The 15,852-nt window shown below is 41.4% G+C and carries 15 protein-coding genes; 1 reads left to right on the plus strand and 14 read right to left on the minus strand.

Features of this window, described 5'->3' with window-relative positions; all coding sequences use genetic code 11:
* Positions 1–62: 62 nt before the first annotated feature.
* From AUO94_RS01265 to AUO94_RS01300, 8 genes are all read right to left on the minus strand, one after another.
* Positions 63–1,175 (minus strand): Nif3-like dinuclear metal center hexameric protein, encoded by a 1,113-nt coding sequence (locus AUO94_RS01265; RefSeq protein ID WP_058385549.1) that lies wholly within the window; start codon positions 1,173–1,175, stop codon positions 63–65.
* Positions 1,162–1,875, minus strand: coding sequence for a tRNA (adenine(22)-N(1))-methyltransferase (locus tag AUO94_RS01270; RefSeq protein ID WP_058385550.1), 714 nt, complete (start codon positions 1,873–1,875; stop codon positions 1,162–1,164). The genes AUO94_RS01265 and AUO94_RS01270 overlap by 14 nt, the downstream gene beginning before the upstream one ends.
* A gap of 63 nt (positions 1,876–1,938) precedes the next feature.
* On the minus strand, positions 1,939–2,325 hold the full coding sequence (gene cccA / locus AUO94_RS01275) for a cytochrome c550 (RefSeq protein WP_058385551.1): 387 nt from the start codon (positions 2,323–2,325) through the stop codon (positions 1,939–1,941).
* Between the two features lie 263 nt (positions 2,326–2,588).
* Positions 2,589–3,728, minus strand: a complete 1,140-nt coding sequence (locus AUO94_RS01280) for an acyl-CoA dehydrogenase (RefSeq protein ID WP_058385552.1) — start codon at positions 3,726–3,728, stop codon at positions 2,589–2,591.
* Between the two features lie 152 nt (positions 3,729–3,880).
* Entirely contained in the window at positions 3,881–5,035 is a 1,155-nt protein-coding gene (gene rpoD, locus AUO94_RS01285) for an RNA polymerase sigma factor RpoD (protein WP_058385553.1), read from the minus strand.
* Positions 5,036–5,068: 33 nt separating this feature from the next.
* Positions 5,069–6,868 (minus strand): DNA primase, encoded by a 1,800-nt coding sequence (dnaG, locus tag AUO94_RS01290; protein WP_058385554.1) that lies wholly within the window; start codon positions 6,866–6,868, stop codon positions 5,069–5,071.
* Between the two features lie 199 nt (positions 6,869–7,067).
* Positions 7,068–7,874, minus strand: a complete 807-nt coding sequence (locus AUO94_RS01295) for a pyruvate, water dikinase regulatory protein (RefSeq protein WP_058385555.1) — start codon at positions 7,872–7,874, stop codon at positions 7,068–7,070.
* 10 nt (positions 7,875–7,884) lie between these two features.
* Positions 7,885–8,523: a transcriptional regulator CcpN gene (locus AUO94_RS01300; RefSeq protein WP_058385556.1), complete on the minus strand. Its 639-nt coding sequence runs from the start codon at positions 8,521–8,523 to the stop codon at positions 7,885–7,887.
* Positions 8,524–8,848: 325 nt separating this feature from the next.
* Here AUO94_RS01300 and AUO94_RS01305 point away from each other — a divergent pair, with 325 nt between their 5' ends.
* Positions 8,849–10,225, plus strand: coding sequence for a glycine--tRNA ligase (locus tag AUO94_RS01305; protein WP_058385557.1), 1,377 nt, complete (start codon positions 8,849–8,851; stop codon positions 10,223–10,225).
* Positions 10,226–10,706: 481 nt separating this feature from the next.
* Here AUO94_RS01305 and recO read toward each other — a convergent pair whose 3' ends face one another.
* From recO to AUO94_RS01335, 6 genes are read right to left on the minus strand one after another with little or no spacing between them, the layout of a single operon-like run.
* The gene (gene recO / locus AUO94_RS01310) at positions 10,707–11,489 is read right to left on the minus strand and encodes a DNA repair protein RecO (RefSeq protein WP_058385558.1); all 783 of its coding nucleotides are present in this window, start codon (positions 11,487–11,489) and stop codon (positions 10,707–10,709) included.
* Positions 11,490–11,501: 12 nt separating this feature from the next.
* Positions 11,502–12,419 (minus strand): GTPase Era, encoded by a 918-nt coding sequence (gene era, locus AUO94_RS01315; protein WP_058385559.1) that lies wholly within the window; start codon positions 12,417–12,419, stop codon positions 11,502–11,504.
* Positions 12,403–12,813 carry a cytidine deaminase gene (locus tag AUO94_RS01320; protein ID WP_058385560.1) on the minus strand — a complete coding sequence of 137 codons (411 nt, stop codon included), beginning with the start codon at positions 12,811–12,813 and terminating at the stop codon, positions 12,403–12,405. The genes era and AUO94_RS01320 overlap by 17 nt, the downstream gene beginning before the upstream one ends.
* 19 nt (positions 12,814–12,832) lie before the next feature.
* A complete protein-coding gene (locus AUO94_RS01325; RefSeq protein WP_058385561.1) occupies positions 12,833–13,186 on the minus strand; it encodes a diacylglycerol kinase family protein in 354 nt (117 codons plus the stop codon).
* On the minus strand, positions 13,173–13,658 hold the full coding sequence (gene ybeY / locus AUO94_RS01330; protein WP_281251064.1) for an rRNA maturation RNase YbeY: 486 nt from the start codon (positions 13,656–13,658) through the stop codon (positions 13,173–13,175). The genes AUO94_RS01325 and ybeY overlap by 14 nt, the downstream gene beginning before the upstream one ends.
* Positions 13,659–13,668: 10 nt before the next feature.
* Entirely contained in the window at positions 13,669–15,789 is a 2,121-nt protein-coding gene (locus tag AUO94_RS01335) for an HD family phosphohydrolase (RefSeq protein ID WP_058385563.1), read from the minus strand.
* Positions 15,790–15,852 lie beyond the last annotated feature (63 nt).

Genomic DNA, 15,852 nt, shown 5'->3' on the forward strand with positions numbered 1-15,852 from the left:
TTTAGGTATAAATTTTAAAAAGAGACCTATATAAAAAAAGCAGTGGCCGCGGCCACTGCTTTTTAGATGAATCGAAAAGGTTCTGTATTTATTTGTGACGACAAAAACTCACATTGCCAAGTAGGTTGCTGTTTAGACATATGGTCGACAACGCCTTGAATCATCACTTTTTCTACGTGATGGCCAGGATCGACAATATTTAGTCCGATGGCTTGTGCGTCTTGAGCCGTATGGAAATACATATCACCTGTGACATAGACATCCGCTCCAGCACGCTTAGCTTGTTGGAAGTATTTATTGCCATCTCCGCCGAGTACCGCCACCTTTTTAATAACAGCGTCTGGGTCTCCCACGATGCGTAGAGACGAAACATCCAATTGCTGTTTTGTCCAATTGGCGAATTCTACTAAAGTCATAGGTGCTACAAGCGTTCCTACACGTCCAAGTCCCATTACTGCTCTTTTGTTTTCTAAAACAAAGACATCATATGCCACTTCTTCATACGGATGTGCAGAAAGCATTGCTTTGATGACACGGTCTTTTTCGTTTTTGCGAACCACGACTTCTACTTTCGATTCCGCGGTTACTTCCATTTCACCTGCTTCTCCAATAAATGGCTTCGCTTTAGCAGTCGGACGAAAGCGCCCTGTCCCAGATAAGGTATAACTGCATCCTTCGTAATCGCCAATCGTTCCAGCTCCAGCTTTAATAAAGGCTTCACGAACAGTTTCTTCGTGAGTTTCCGGGACGAACACTGCAATTTTCACCAATTCTTCTTCATAAGTTGGCACTAATACTTTCGTGTTTTGTAAACCGAGTGATGCCGCCAATAAATCATTAACGCCGCCAATAGCCACATCCAGATTTGTATGTGCTGCGTATACGGCAATATCCGATTTTATTAGTTTTTCCATTAAACGCCCTTGCGGAAAATCTGTCTGCAAGTTTTTCATTGGTCGAAATATGGGAGGGTGATGTGCAATAATCAATCCTGCGCCTTTGGCTATTGCCTCGTCTACGACCTCTTCGTTCACATCTAACGTTACTAACACACGGTCGATTTTTTTGTTTAACGTTCCTACATGCAAACCAATCGGATCGTTTTCCATGGCCAAATATTTAGGAGACCATTTCTCAAACTCCTCAATAATTTGGTGACCGTTAGGAATTTTCACGTTGCAACACCTCTTCTACCAATTGTATTTTTTTCACTAATTCCTGTTTCTTTTCAATAATTTCGAGTGTTTGTGCAGTGGCTTCCATTGATGCTACAATTTTTTTCCATTGTGCACTTTCACGCATCCATTTTTCTTCAAAAATCACGGTTTGATTTTTTAGTAGCTCAGGACCCATCAATAATTGCTGTGGCGTCCAAAAAATGACGGCTTCCGTTTTTTCAAGCACCACTATTTCGTAAATTTTTTCATTTTCTTTTAGTATTTCTTCTTCTACAATGTCCCATCCATTTACTATAGCCCAATCACGTATTGCTTTCGCGTGAACATTTGGTTGTAAGATTAATCTTTCGATACCTACTAGTTTTTCTTTGCCTTGTTCTAATATCGAACAAATTAACGGGCCGCCCATACCTGCAATGGTGACGGTTGTAATGCCATCTTCTACATCGATTGCATCAAGACCACTTGCTAGCCGGACGTCAATTTGTTCCGCTAATTGTTCTTGCTGAACTTGTTTTTGTGCCGATTCAAAGGGACCTTTGACGACTTCTCCTGCAACGGCTTTATTCACTACGCCAGTTAGTACTAAATAACAAGGTAAGTATGCATGATCGCTGCCAATATCGGCTACGACTGCATTTTGAGGTACATAATGGGCAACTCTTGTTAACCGATGCGATAATTGTTGTGCATTCATCCAGATCCTCCTAATGTAACAGAAAAACCCTTAGCTCTAAAAGAACTAAGGGTTTTTCAGATGCTATTCGAGTGACAATACCCACTCAGCCATTGCCGCTGCGTTCGCCTCTTCAATGAGACCCGCTGGCATAGTGCCTTTACCGTTGACTAAAATATTTTCGATGTCTTCTTGTGGAAGTTCAGTAGCCACTAGTGATGGACCTACTCCGCCTTCATAGCTTGAACCGTGACAAGCGATACAGTTAGCTTGTGCAGTTGCTTCAGGATCGAAATCTCCTTCAGCTGTTTCTCCGCCTTCGCCTTCAGCAGCTTCTCCGCCACTTTCTTCTGTTGCATTTTCTTCTGCGATTTCAGCTTCGTCACTTACTCCTTGTACTGACAAGAAGAAAATTAAACCAATACCGAACGCCATGATTAAGATATAAGGTACAATTGCATTTTTTTGCATCCGTTACCCCTCCCTCTACTAAGTTCTGCTTGATGATATTATTCGTATCATTCATTATTGTACTGTATTATCAATGAAACGAAAAGTCTTAACAGATAACTTTTCCTCGTTTGTGACAAAAACGGTAATTTAATTTTTGCTTGTTGCTGTTAGAGATAGATTTGTCATGAATTTTCGAGAAATTCTTATTTCACAAAATCTTTAAAAGCAGTTTCTTATTAAGAAAAAAAGCCCCGTACGGAACAGGACTCAAAAATTGTTCTTTAGCACCCAATTTGACGCGCAATGACCATACGTTGAATTTCTGAAGTCCCTTCGCCGATTTCTAATAACTTCGCATCACGCATATAGCGTTCAACTTCATATTCCTTCATGTAGCCGTAGCCCCCATGAATTTGAATGGCTTCATCAGCCACTTCCATCGAAATTTCAGAAGCATACAATTTTGCCATCGAAGCTTCTTTAGTAAATGGACGTCCTTGATCTTTTAACCAGGCCGCTTTATAGACCATATTACGTGCCAATTCAATTTTCATTGCCATGTCGGCGAGTTTAAACTGAGTTACTTGGAACTCAGATAAGGTTTTACCAAACTGTTTGCGTTCTTTTGAGTAAGCCAGCGCTTTATTAAAGGCCGCTTGCGCAATGCCTACAGCCATAGCTGCAATACCGATACGTCCGCCATCTAATGTTACTAAAAACTGTTTAAAGCCCTCTCCACGCTTGCCTAATAGATTCTCTTTCGGTACGCGGACGTTATCTAACACTAGTTCTGTTGTATTAGAAGAATGCAGACCCATTTTTTCGTAATTATCGATAATGGTAAATCCTTCTGCGTCTGTGGGTACGATAATGGCACTGATTTCTTTTTTGCCATCAGTCATCCCCGTAATGGCTGTTATGGCTAAATGTTTCGCATGACTGGCATTGGTGATATAAACTTTGGAACCACTAATTACCCAGTCGTCGCCATCTTCTACTGCACGAGTTTCTGTTCCTCCAGCATCGGATCCCGCATTTGGTTCAGTCAATCCAAAAGCGCCAAATGACTCACCCGTACAAATGGGCGTCAAGTATTTTTCTTTCTGGTCTTCTGTTCCAAATAAATTCAGTGGTGCACCACCAAGTGAAATGTGCGCAGAATAAGTAATTCCGGTAGATGCACAGGCACGACTTAATTCTTCTGTCACAATAGCAAAGCTAGTAGTATCCGCTCCAGATCCGCCGTATTCCTCATCAAACGGTAAGCCCATCATCCCCATGTCGGACAGCTGTTTAAAGATTTCAGTCGGAAACGCTTTTGAACGGTCACGATCAATAGCGCCTGGTGCTACTACCTTATCAGCAAATTCCTTGATTGTCTTTTTGATCATCTGTTGTTCTTGTGTCAAATCGAAATTCATTTGTGTACATCCCCTTTGTTTTGAATACGCTTACATCTTTCATTATATAGGGGAAATTAAGACAAGTTCAAGCGTTAACCTTAATTCCTTTTTTAGTATCAACAAAAGAGTCACATTCCGAAAAAATTGGAATGTGACTCTAGCTGTTTTATTTATTCAAGAAAATCTTTTAACCGCTTGCTGCGCGATGGGTGGCGCAGTTTGCGCAAAGCTTTTGCTTCGATTTGACGAATTCGCTCACGCGTTACGCCAAATACTTTGCCTACCTCTTCTAACGTCCGTGTACGACCGTCATCTAAGCCGAAGCGAAGACGTAAGACGTTTTCTTCTCGATCCGTTAATGTGTCTAAAACATCCTCTAACTGCTCTTTTAATAATTCATAAGCTGCATGATCAGAAGGCGATTGGGCATCTGAATCCTCGATAAAGTCACCTAAATGCGAATCATCTTCTTCACCGATTGGTGTTTCTAATGATACCGGTTCTTGAGCAATTTTCAAGATTTCCCGAACTTTTTCTGGTAATAAATCCATTTCTTCGCCGATTTCTTCTGGAGAAGGATCACGACCAAGATCTTGCAACAATTGACGTTGAACACGAATCAATTTGTTAATGGTTTCAACCATATGAACCGGAATACGAATGGTCCGCGCTTGGTCCGCGATGGCACGGGTAATAGCCTGACGAATCCACCATGTTGCATACGTACTGAACTTAAATCCTTTAGAGTAATCAAATTTTTCTACTGCTTTGATCAAGCCCATGTTACCTTCTTGAATCAAGTCCAAAAACAACATGCCGCGACCAACATAGCGTTTTGCGATACTCACAACTAGACGCAAGTTGGCTTCAGCAAGACGTTTTTTAGCTTCTTCGTCACCTTGTTCAATCAATTTCGCTAAGCGAACTTCTTCTTCTGCTTTTAGCAGATCAACGCGTCCGATTTCTTTCAAATACATGCGGACAGGGTCATTGATTTTAACACCAGGTGGTACGCTTAAATCATTTAAATCGAATTTATCTTCTGTCGGTTTCATCAAACGATCCAAATGTTCTTCATCATCAGATTTACGTTCTAATTCGATACCGTGACCTTCTAGTTGGTCAATAAACTCTTCTACTGCATCGGATTCCATTTCGAAAACCGCTAATTTATCAGCAATTTGTTCGTAATTGAGTTCTCCGGTTTTTTTACCTGTTTCGATTAGCTGTTTTTTTGCTTCTTCCACAGTCGCTTCCGGACCTTCAGTAGTCAATGGAACATTGCTTGCTTCAACTTCAGTTTGGCGTTCAGATTTCTCGGCCATTTGACTTCCTCCTTTAAAAAAACCGGAATTAACTTATAGTGATTTGCGTAAAGCAATCACTTCTTGAGCAAGAAGTAAAGCGCGCTTTAAGTCATGCTGTTTTTCCGCTTCTTTTGATTGCTGGATTTTCAGATTAATTTGCTGTTCGACCCGATGTTTGTGCAAATGCTTTAAACAATCGGAAATTTCTTCATCCGCGTGTTCCGGATCGCGTTCAGATAAGGCCGTTTCCATAACTAGTTTACGGAGTTCTGTATCTTGAAGCGTCTCTAAAAACTTGTGAAAATCTGCTTTATCCCATTCCTCATAAAAACCGAGCAATTGAACATACAGCGCCCGGAATTCTTCACTGATAAATGGAATGTCATTGTCTTCAACTACTAATTTCTCCATAACTGATGGATCTGCTAGAGCATGTGACAACAACATCCGTTCTGCTCTGTGCAGTGATGTAACCTGTTTGGGTGCTTTTTTAGCAGTTTTTACTACCGGCGGTTCAGGCCGGTTACGCTCAATTGTTTTGTTTTCTAACTTTCGGTAATGCTGCAGGATAGCTTCCTGAGATAATCCAGTTTCTACTGATAATTGCTTTATATATAAATCTCGCTCTAAAGGCGAAGATCTACCAGCCAATAGTTGTAGCACTTCCTGAATGTATTGCAATAAGTCATTTTCATATTGAAAATTCTTATGTCTTCGGGCATGCATCATCGCAAATGCAATAAATGCATGAGGCTTTCCAATAATCTGTTCTTTAAAGGCTTCTGCACCATTTTCACGAACAAAATCATCAGGGTCCATTTTACCTGGCAGGACAGCTACTTCCACTTTGAAGTTTTCTTCATTCAAGGAAATTGCTGCTCTTTTGGCAGCTTCCCAGCCTGCGTCATCGCCATCAAAACAAATGACCACTTCTTGTGCAAAGCGTTTCATTTGCCGAATATGCTGGGCAGTAAGTGAAGTACCCATAGTTGCTAAAGCATTATCGACTCCTGCTTTACCCGCTGCAATAACATCCATAAACCCTTCAAACAAAATGATTTTCCGATTTTTACGGATGGCACTTCTTGCATGATGCACATTATAGAGCACTTGGCTTTTTTGGAAAATCGGAGATTCTGGGCTGTTCATGTATTTGGCTTCTTGTTTGGTGTGCTCAAGAACCCTTCCCGAAAAGGCAATCACTTTACCTGTTTCGTTCATGATAGGGAACATAATTCTACCACGGAATCGATCGAAATAGCCGCTTGACTGCTCACGAGGAATGCCTAATCCACTTGCTTCTAGCTCTTCTTCGCTAAAGCCTTTTCGCTTTAAGGCAGATGCCATGTAATTCCATTCCGGAAGCGACCAGCCAATTTTGTTTTTCTCAATAATTTCTCGAGTAAAGCCCCTATTTTCCAAATAGTCCAGCGCTGCTTGACCTTCTTCTGTATTCAATAGAATGTGGTGGTACATGTCTGCAGCAAACTCGTGCATCAGAACCAATTGGTGATCGCTTTTTGATTGCACGGGACCCGATTCAGCAGGCGACTGTATATCGACATCTATACCTGAGCGACTTCCCAGTCTCGATAAAGCTTCCTGAAACGTTAAATTTTCAATATCCATCAAAAAAGTGATGACATTGCCACCAGCTCCACAACCAAAACAATGAAAAATCTGCTTATCGGCAGTAACAGAAAAAGATGGTGTACTTTCTCCATGGAAAGGGCAAAGGCCGAACCAATTTCTGCCCCTTTTTGTTAGCTGAACATACTCACCGACGACATCCACAATATCTGTGCTAGATCGGATTTTTTCGATCACTTCTTCAGGAACTCGATTGGACATTATTTTCACCATCTTTGTTTGCTTAACTACTTTAATTCGTGATGTAAAGACAAAATCCTTCATTTTTCGACAAAAAGATAAAGCAAACTATTTTATCCACTAGTAAGCTTTAGCCACAATTCTTCATTATAAAACGTTTTTATTAAAAAATCCACAAAAAAAGAAAGAAAAACCGCCCATGAAGGGAGTTTTTCCAAAATCATTTTTGGCGTTTGCTTAATATCAAATTAGCCGTTTCTTCGACAGCCCGATTTGTTACGTCTACTATTTCACAGCCAATGCGATCGACCACTTTATGAAAATGATCGATTTCTTCGTGAATTCGATCGATTTTCGCATAATTAGCGTCATCATTTAACCCAAGAGCAATCAATCGTTCTTTACGAATGTGGTTAAGCTTATCCGGTGAGATAATCAAACCAAAGCATTTTTTTGGATCTACGTGGTAAAGTTCTTCCGGTGGGTCAACTTCTGGCACCAATGGTACGTTTGCAACTTTCAGCCGCTTGTGCGCCAAGTACTGGGATAACGGCGTCTTAGAAGTTCTAGATATCCCGACCAAAACGATATCGGCCATTAAAATGCCTCGCGGATCTCGTCCGTCGTCATATTTAACTGCAAACTCAATAGCTTCGACTTTTTTGAAGTAGTCATCGTCTAGTTTCCGAACCAAACCGGCTTCTTGTAGAGGTCTTGCATTTAGTTCTTGTGCTAGCGCATCCAAGAGAGGACCCATAAGATCGACTGCTGTTACACGAAATTTAGCAGTTTCTACCTGCATATAGTCTCTCAAATCTTGTGAAACTAACGTATAAACGATAAAAGCTTGTTGGGCGACAGCCAATTTAATAATCTCTTGCAAATGCTCGATCGAATCAATGTAAGGAAATCGTTTCAATACCGCATTTTGATCTGCATTTAAGTATTGGCTGATTGCCGCTTTTGCGACGAGTTCGCCTGTTTCACCGACCGAATCGGAAACAATGAACAATCGGAGTGAATTCATAATTGACACCTCACAAATCGTGGTTTTCAGATAGTGATAAAAACGCACGAGTAATATTCGTTTTTGTTAATCTGCCGACAACTTTAAAGCCATCTGGCTGTTCTTCTACTACTGGCAAGGCATCAATCTGCTGATTAATCAACCGATGTGCTGCTTGGATTAAAGACTCATTTTTTGCACAATAAGTGATGTTGGGCATACGCGTCATAATAATATGTACAGGAATACTCGTGAGATTTTGACTACCCAAACTTGCACGCAGTAGATCTTTTCTCGACAGCACACCAGACAAATACGATTTTTTATCTACCACAAAAAGTGTTCCAACATCATCCAAGAACATTTGGCTAATGGCATCGTAAACACTAACATCTTCTCGAACAACAACCGGAATCGACTGAAAATCCTTGACCTTCATGTTGTTCATCGTATCTGTTACGTCTTGCCCTGGTTTTTTACCCGAATAAAAATAGCCAACACGCGGACGGGCATCTAAAAAGCCTGCCATAGTCAGGATGGCTAAATCAGGTCGTAGCGTCGATCTAGTTAAACTCAAGCGATCCGCTATTTGTTCGCCAGTAATCGGTCCGTTGCCTTTAACGATTTGCAATATTTCCTCTTGTCGTTTATTGAGTTCGATTGGACTCACCGCCTCAAAATATATATATGTTATACTCAATATCAATTATTATATACTAATGAACGTGATATTGCGAAGAAAACATTGCCGTGGTACAATATGAACGAACTCATATAGAGGCAATGACGGATAGATAAGTACTGTAACTTAAAGCGAGCAGGGATAGTGGAAGCCTGCACCTACAGGAAACGGTGATCCAGAGCCAATGTTATTTTAAAGTGGACTGTCTTTTGCAGTCAATCGAGGTGGAACCGCGGGTCTTAACGTACTCGTCCTCGGACATGGAGACATGTCCGAGGACGAGTGCGATTTTTTATTTTATGGAGGTAATTTTATGTCAATGGAAGATGTAGTAGCATTAGCAAAACACAGAGGCTTTGTATTCCCGGGCTCTGAAATTTACGGAGGATTGGCGAACACGTGGGATTATGGGCCACTTGGCGTTGAACTGAAAAACAATATTAAAAAAGCATGGTGGAAAAAATTCGTTCAAGAATCTCCTTATAACGTAGGACTTGACGCTGCTATTTTGATGAACCCGAAAACGTGGGTAGCTTCTGGGCATGTCGGTAACTTTAACGACCCAATGATCGACTGTAAGAGCTGTAAAACTCGCCACCGTGCGGACAAATTAATCGAAGATGCATTAGATGCTAAAGGCATTGAATTGATCGTGGATGGATTATCTTTTGATCGCATGGCAGAATTAATTCAAGAACATGAAGTAAAATGCCCAACATGTGGTAAACAAGATTATACGGACATCCGCCAATTCAATTTGATGTTCAAAACTTTCCAAGGCGTTACTGAAGCTTCAACAAATGAAATCTTTTTACGTCCAGAAACAGCTCAAGGAATTTTCGTTAACTACAAAAACGTTCAACGTTCAATGCGCAAAAAAATGCCGTTTGGTATTGCACAAATCGGTAAAAGTTTCCGGAACGAAATCACACCTGGTAACTTTACGTTCCGGACACGTGAATTTGAACAAATGGAACTTGAATTTTTCTGCAAGCCTGGTGAAGATTTGGAGTGGTACGCTTACTGGCGCGATTTCTGCAAAAACTGGTTGCTGAACTTGGATATGACTGAAGACAATATGCGCCTGCGTGAGCATGACGAAGATGAACTTTCACATTACTCAAACGCAACTGTGGATATCGAATACAAATTCCCATTTGGCTGGGGCGAGCTTTGGGGAATCGCAGATCGTACCGATTTTGACTTGAAACGCCATATGGAACATTCAGGAGAAGATTTTAATTACATCGATCCTGTAACTAACGAACGTTTTGTGCCTTATTGCATCGAGCCATCTCTTGGAGCTGACCGCGTTACACTCGCTTTCTTAGTAGATGCTTACACAGAGGAAGCACTTGAAAACGACGACAAACGCACAGTATTGAAGTTCCACCCAGCTTTAGCTCCTTACAAAGCGGCAATTCTTCCGTTATCTAAAAAATTAGCAGAAGGCGCAACAGGCGTGTTTGCTGACCTAGCTAAGCACTTTATGGTAGACTACGACGAGTCGCAATCGATCGGTAAACGTTACCGCCGCCAAGACGAAATCGGTACACCCTTCTGTATCACATACGACTTTGATTCCGTAGAAGACGGTCAAGTTACAGTACGTCACCGTGATTCAATGGAGCAAACACGTATGCCAATTGCTGAAGTACAAGCATATATCGAAAAACATATTCAGTTTTAAGTAAGAAAAGCGGAAACGGCCGCTTAGCTCTGACAGGCATAAGACGATCTGGTGAAGCGGCGTCTTTTCAGCCGCACAACCTGATTGGCTTATGATCCGAAGAACTGGCCGATGAAGCTAGACACCGAAAAGCGGAAACGGCCGTTTAGCTCTGACAGGCATAAGACGATCTGGTGAAGCGGCGTCTTTTCAGCCGCACAACCTGATTGGCTTATGATCCGAAGAGCTGGCCGGTGAAGCTAGACACCGAAAAGCGGAAACGGCCGTTTAGCTCTGACAGGCATAAGACGATCTGGTGAAGCGGCGTCTTTTCAGCCGCACAAGCTGATTGGCTTATGATCCGAAGAGCTGGCCGGTGAAGCTAGACATGGAAAAGCGGAAGTTTCAAAAGAAGTGGTGGACTGCGTCTATTCCACCACTTCTCTATTTTTTCTAATAACCGACGTGACTTATTCCGTTCAAAAAAGAGCTGCTCAAAAGACTATTCGTCTTTTGGCAGCTCTTCTTTTTTAGGTAAAAATTCTGGTGTTCGCTCTAATTGTTCGAGAAATTTTCGTGACTTTAAGCGAATCCCTGCTTTTTCCTCATAAATTGTACGAACAATTTGTTTCAGCAAGCTCTTGGATTCTTTTTTCAACGTTAAAGAGCCTACACGGTCAATTGGCACAAAGTAAAAAGTGCGAATCAACTTCACTAACGCTGGACTTAAACGAATAATGTAGCGATCGATATGAAAACAACGATGACAAAGAAATCCGAGTTCTTGAAATGAAAATGCAAATTCTCCTTCTGTCGCTCCACAATTAGCACATTGATGAAGCGTCGGCGTTAAGCCTGCTGTCTGGAGCATTTTCCATTCCACAAACAAAGTAATAGCTTCAGGGTCGTAGCCTTCATCAATTGCATGAAGCGCCTGGAACAGCATATCAAAAATTGCAGGTTGTGACTCATCTTGTTCAGTTAGTCGATCAATCAATTCAGTGACGTAACTAGCGTACGCAGTCGACATAATGTCTTCTCGAATATGCCGCAACGATTCTAGCGGATCCCCTGCTTGCAAGGTACCCATGCCTCTTCCTTTGTAAACAGAAAATGTTCCATGAGTAAAAACCTGCGTAATGGCCGCTAAGCGACTAGCGGGTTTTTTTGCACCTCTTGCCATACAAGTAATTTTCCCTGCTTCTCTCGTAAACAAAGTGACGATTTTATTAGTTTCGCCGTAAGGCATCGTACGAATGACAATTCCCTCTACTTGGCTTTGCATGGGAAGGACTCCTTAGTATTCGTCTTCTCTAAAGCCAAAATCACGTAAATGCATGGCTTTGTTACGCCAATCTTTTTGCACTTTCACCCAAAGTTCTAAATACACTTTTGACCCAAGCAAGTTTTCGATATCTTGACGGGCACGTGTACCAATTTGTTTGAGCAAAACACCTTTTTTACCGATAACGATGCCTTTTTGAGAATCACGCTCAACCATAATTGTTGCTTGTATACGAATCATGTCTTTATTTTCGGAATCGGGTGCGATTTTTTCAATGACCACAGCAATCGAATGCGGAATTTCTTCGCGCGTTAAATGCAAAGCCTTTTCACGGATAAGCTCAGAAATGATAAAGCGTTCTGGATGATCTGTAATTTGATCTGCTGGATAATATTGCGGTCCTTCTGGAAGACGTTCGCTAATTTTTGCCAACAAAGTCTCCACATTATTGCCTTCTAGCGCTGAAATCGGAATTGCTTCAGCGAAGTCAAATTCTTTGCTGTACGACTCGATAATTTTCGGTAAATTATCAGGGTGTACTTGGTCGATTTTATTAAGAACTAGAAACACCGGTACATCAATGCCTTTTAACATATCCAGTACATAGCGATCTTCTTTACCAACGCGGTCGACACCACTTGCTACAAACAATAAAACGTCAACTTCTCGGAACGTATTTTTTGCTACTTTCAGCATAAAATCGCCTAATTTATGACGCGGTTCGTTAATGCCTGGCGTATCAATAAAAATCATTTGGTTGTCATTCGTCGTCACAACGCCTTGCACTTTGTTTCTGGTCGTTTGAGGCTTGTCACTCATAATGGCAATTTTTTGACCTACAACGCGGTTAAGGAATGTCGACTTGCCGACGTTCGGACGACCGATGATTGAAATAAATCCTGATTTGAAACCGTTATTCTCTGGCTGCATATTTTAAATCCTCCGTTGAAAATGCGCCGGGAAGCAATTCGCTAATTGTTGTTTCCTGGACGTCACCTTTTAAATTTGTTAAGTAAACTGGCATATCTGGCGGACAGAACTCAGCTAACACTTGTCTACACGCGCCACACGGCGATACAGGACCTGAAGTATCGGCTGAAACAGCTAATGCCACAAAGCTCTTGTCGCCTTCAGACACCGCTTTAAAAACCGCTGTGCGCTCTGCACAGTTCGTTAACGAATAACCGGCATTTTCAATATTACAACCCACATATACTTTGCCTTCAGCTGTCAGTAATGCTGCGCCGACAGGAAACTTCGAATAAGGTACGTAGGCATTGCCGCGTGCTTTTATCGCTTGCTCCATCAATTGTTCTTTTTCCATTTTAATCACCTCTGCGAATTTAAAACCATTTGGGTAGAAATATTAGTAAACCAATTATAGCACTTGCCACGGCAAATACCAAAACTGCACCTGCCGCCATATCCTTGGCCTGCTTAGCAAGTGGCTGGAAATCGGTTGTCGCTAGGTCAACTACGCGTTCAATGGCTGAATTCACCATTTCTAATGCCAGCATCCCTGCGATTAATAAAATAACAACGAACCATTCCACATGAGATATTCTTGTCAAGCAGCCAGCAAGTACCACGATGATCGCTGCGATCAAATGAAATCTGATGTTTTGTTCTCGCTTGAAAGCAGTCACTATGCCTGCTGTTGCAAATCGAAAAGAGCGTAAAAACTTACGCATCATCATTCGAATCACGCGTAATTCCAAGTGACAGCAAAATGGCATCTTGACGAGAAAACATTTTCTTTTCATCTTCTTCTGTCAAATGATCATAGCCGAGCAAATGCAAGAAGCCATGAACCGCCAAAAAGCCAAGCTCTCGTTCAAACGAATGGCCATAATCTGTTGCTTGTTTTTTAGTACGATCGAGTGAAATAATAATATCTCCAAGCATACGCGGCTCTGATGAACCGATGATGGCCGTTTCACCTTCACCTAATTCCTCCATAGCAAAAGAAATGACATCCGTCGGTTGGTCTTTCCCCCGGTATTCACGGTTAATATCGCGAATCATTTCATCAGTAACAAATGTTACCGATACCTCAGACTCTCCTACCGCTTCTTCTTTAGCTGCATGCTCCAGTATGTTTTGCACAAAATCCAATTCTGGTTGTTTCAGTGTTTCTGTTTCATCCATAAAATCAATCGCTATCATAATAGTCCTCCTATCAATTAGGTTCTTTCGGATACTCAATACGAGAATGGAAAATGCCATTCAGCGTTTCACACATCACTTTTTTTACCGTTTTCAGCTCTTTTAGCGATAAATCACATTCTTCAAATTGCCCATCTTTTAGTTTATCTTCTACTATGGCATCTACCAATTTTTTTATCTTTTCTGATGTTGGCTCTTTCATTGAGCGAACTGCTGCTTCTAAGCTATCTGCTATGCAAATAATGGCAATTTCTTTTGTTTGGGGTTTTGGCCCTACGTATCGGTACGACTCTTCTTCAACATCTGAATCGATGTCTTTAGCCTTATAATAGAAAAATTTCAAAAGACTCGTGCCATGGTGTTGCACTGCCACATCAACGATTTCTTTCGGCATTTTGTACTTCTTCAATATTTGAGCTCCTTGCACACCGTGCGCTAGAATAATATCTCGACTTTTTTCCGGTGGCAAACGATCGTGTGGATTTTCGATATTCACTTGATTTTCGATAAAAAATTGCGGATATTTTGTTTTACCGATATCGTGGTAATAACAACCAACTCTCGCAAGCAGTCCATTAGCTCCAATCGCTTCACAAGAAGCGTCCGCCAAATTGGCAACCATAAGGCTATGATGATACGTACCCGGTGTTTCCGTCAAAATTTTCTTTAGTAACGGATGATTCGGATTTGACAACTCGATCAAACGCATCGTTGATAACATACCAAATACCGATTCAAAAAAGGGCAAGAAACCAATGGCTAGTGCACCCGATAATAACCCCGATACAATCGCTGCGGTAAAATAAAAGCCGATCTCTGTCCAATTATACTGTGTTTGGCCAATCAATAGGTAAAAAGCGACAAAAAGCACATTAGCTCCAGCTACCGCTAAACTAACTTGCAACAGACGCCCTCTGCCACCATCTCGTTCAATTAAATAAATCGCAGTTAATCCTCCAAATAAAATATAAAAAGCAATGTCCACTTGCAACGAAGACGAATAGCCGCTTGGCAACATAATTCCTGCTGCTGCACTGACCAAAATCGTGACAAACACAGCGGCCCGTTCGTTAACGAGCAAACGAACAAGAATACCAGCTAATGCCGTAGGAAAAATAAACGAAATCACTAAATCGAAATTTTCACTGACTGCTGATAATAATTTCATCAACAGCAACGAGATGGTAACAGCTATTAGTATGACAAGCATCTCAGTGACCTTGCCTTTATCATCCCTTTGCGACCGAAAGATAACGGACAGCAAGAGACCCGTAGTAATGATGACAAAAACCAACAAACCAAGCAACGGTTTATAATTCTGTTGTTCTTCTGTCATGCCCGCTAGTTCTAATTGTCGATAAACTTCTCGATCTACTATTTGACCTTCTTGAACAAGAACTTGTCCTTGTAAAATACGAGTGGGCTCCACGCTGTTGCGCACCTGTTCTATTTGACTCGCTGTGAGCTCTTCATTAACCAATTCATTGGCAATTATACCAAATCGTCCAATGGTTACTGCCGCTTGAACAACCTCATCTGGAATTTGCTGATTCCGGCGAATTTCCTGCTCAATTTCAGTACGACTACGTGCCACTTCTTCTATTCGTATTGGTTCGTTTAAATAGGATGTTAACACCTCATCTAACTGTTCTTGAATGCCAATAACACTATCGTCTGAAAGAGACACCAAAGACTCCAACATGTCATCTGTTAAACGCAGACCATTTTCACTAGTTTCCAGTAAGCGCAGATCTTCCGTGAGTTTCGCAATCATAGCGTCACGAGAAAGTTTCTCTTGTCCTTTTTTAGGCGCAGCTTTTACGTCTAACAAATAACCAAACAGCGAATCGATTAAGGCTATTTGATTATCGACGATCTCATCCATAAATTGATAGCTTGGCGCTACTTCTTCAGTAAGTCGTTGCCGTTCAATTTCCGTCTTAACCGGGTCCTCGACTGTTTTCTCCGAACGAATGGTTTCAGTCGATAGTTGAAACAGTTGGATATCGTATGTATCACTTTGGACAGAGTCCATCAAACAAGCATATAGGATTATGCCAGTCAACAAGATGCCAGCCATCATTATTTTCCGGTAACCCAATTTCTCAAAGATTTCTTGTACTCTTTGACGCATGCCAGTACACCCCACATTTCCTATTTCCATCATAACAAGTAAAGAAATAGATTTCACGGTGTT

Source organism: Planococcus kocurii (genome assembly GCF_001465835.2).
GTDB lineage: Bacteria > Bacillota > Bacilli > Bacillales_A > Planococcaceae > Planococcus > Planococcus kocurii.

What these genes read in the sequence shown, in the direction of transcription:
- recO (WP_058385558.1), bottom strand. Translation starts at nt 11,489, where the DNA reads ATGCAAAGCCAAGTAGAGGGAATTGTCATTCGTACGATGCCTTACGGC.
- AUO94_RS01320 (WP_058385560.1), bottom strand. Translation starts at nt 12,813, where the DNA reads ATGGAAAAAGAACAATTGATGGAGCAAGCGATAAAAGCACGCGGCAAT.
- AUO94_RS01270 (WP_058385550.1), bottom strand. Translation starts at nt 1,875, where the DNA reads ATGAATGCACAACAATTATCGCATCGGTTAACAAGAGTTGCCCATTAT.
- AUO94_RS01335 (WP_058385563.1), bottom strand. Translation starts at nt 15,789, where the DNA reads ATGCGTCAAAGAGTACAAGAAATCTTTGAGAAATTGGGTTACCGGAAA.
- cccA (WP_058385551.1), bottom strand. Translation starts at nt 2,325, where the DNA reads ATGCAAAAAAATGCAATTGTACCTTATATCTTAATCATGGCGTTCGGT.
- dnaG (WP_058385554.1), bottom strand. Translation starts at nt 6,868, where the DNA reads ATGTCCAATCGAGTTCCTGAAGAAGTGATCGAAAAAATCCGATCTAGC.
- AUO94_RS01305 (WP_058385557.1), top strand. Translation starts at nt 8,849, where the DNA reads ATGTCAATGGAAGATGTAGTAGCATTAGCAAAACACAGAGGCTTTGTA.
- AUO94_RS01295 (WP_058385555.1), bottom strand. Translation starts at nt 7,874, where the DNA reads ATGAATTCACTCCGATTGTTCATTGTTTCCGATTCGGTCGGTGAAACA.
- era (WP_058385559.1), bottom strand. Translation starts at nt 12,419, where the DNA reads ATGCAGCCAGAGAATAACGGTTTCAAATCAGGATTTATTTCAATCATC.
- AUO94_RS01280 (WP_058385552.1), bottom strand. Translation starts at nt 3,728, where the DNA reads ATGAATTTCGATTTGACACAAGAACAACAGATGATCAAAAAGACAATC.
- rpoD (WP_058385553.1), bottom strand. Translation starts at nt 5,035, where the DNA reads ATGGCCGAGAAATCTGAACGCCAAACTGAAGTTGAAGCAAGCAATGTT.
- AUO94_RS01325 (WP_058385561.1), bottom strand. Translation starts at nt 13,186, where the DNA reads ATGATGATGCGTAAGTTTTTACGCTCTTTTCGATTTGCAACAGCAGGC.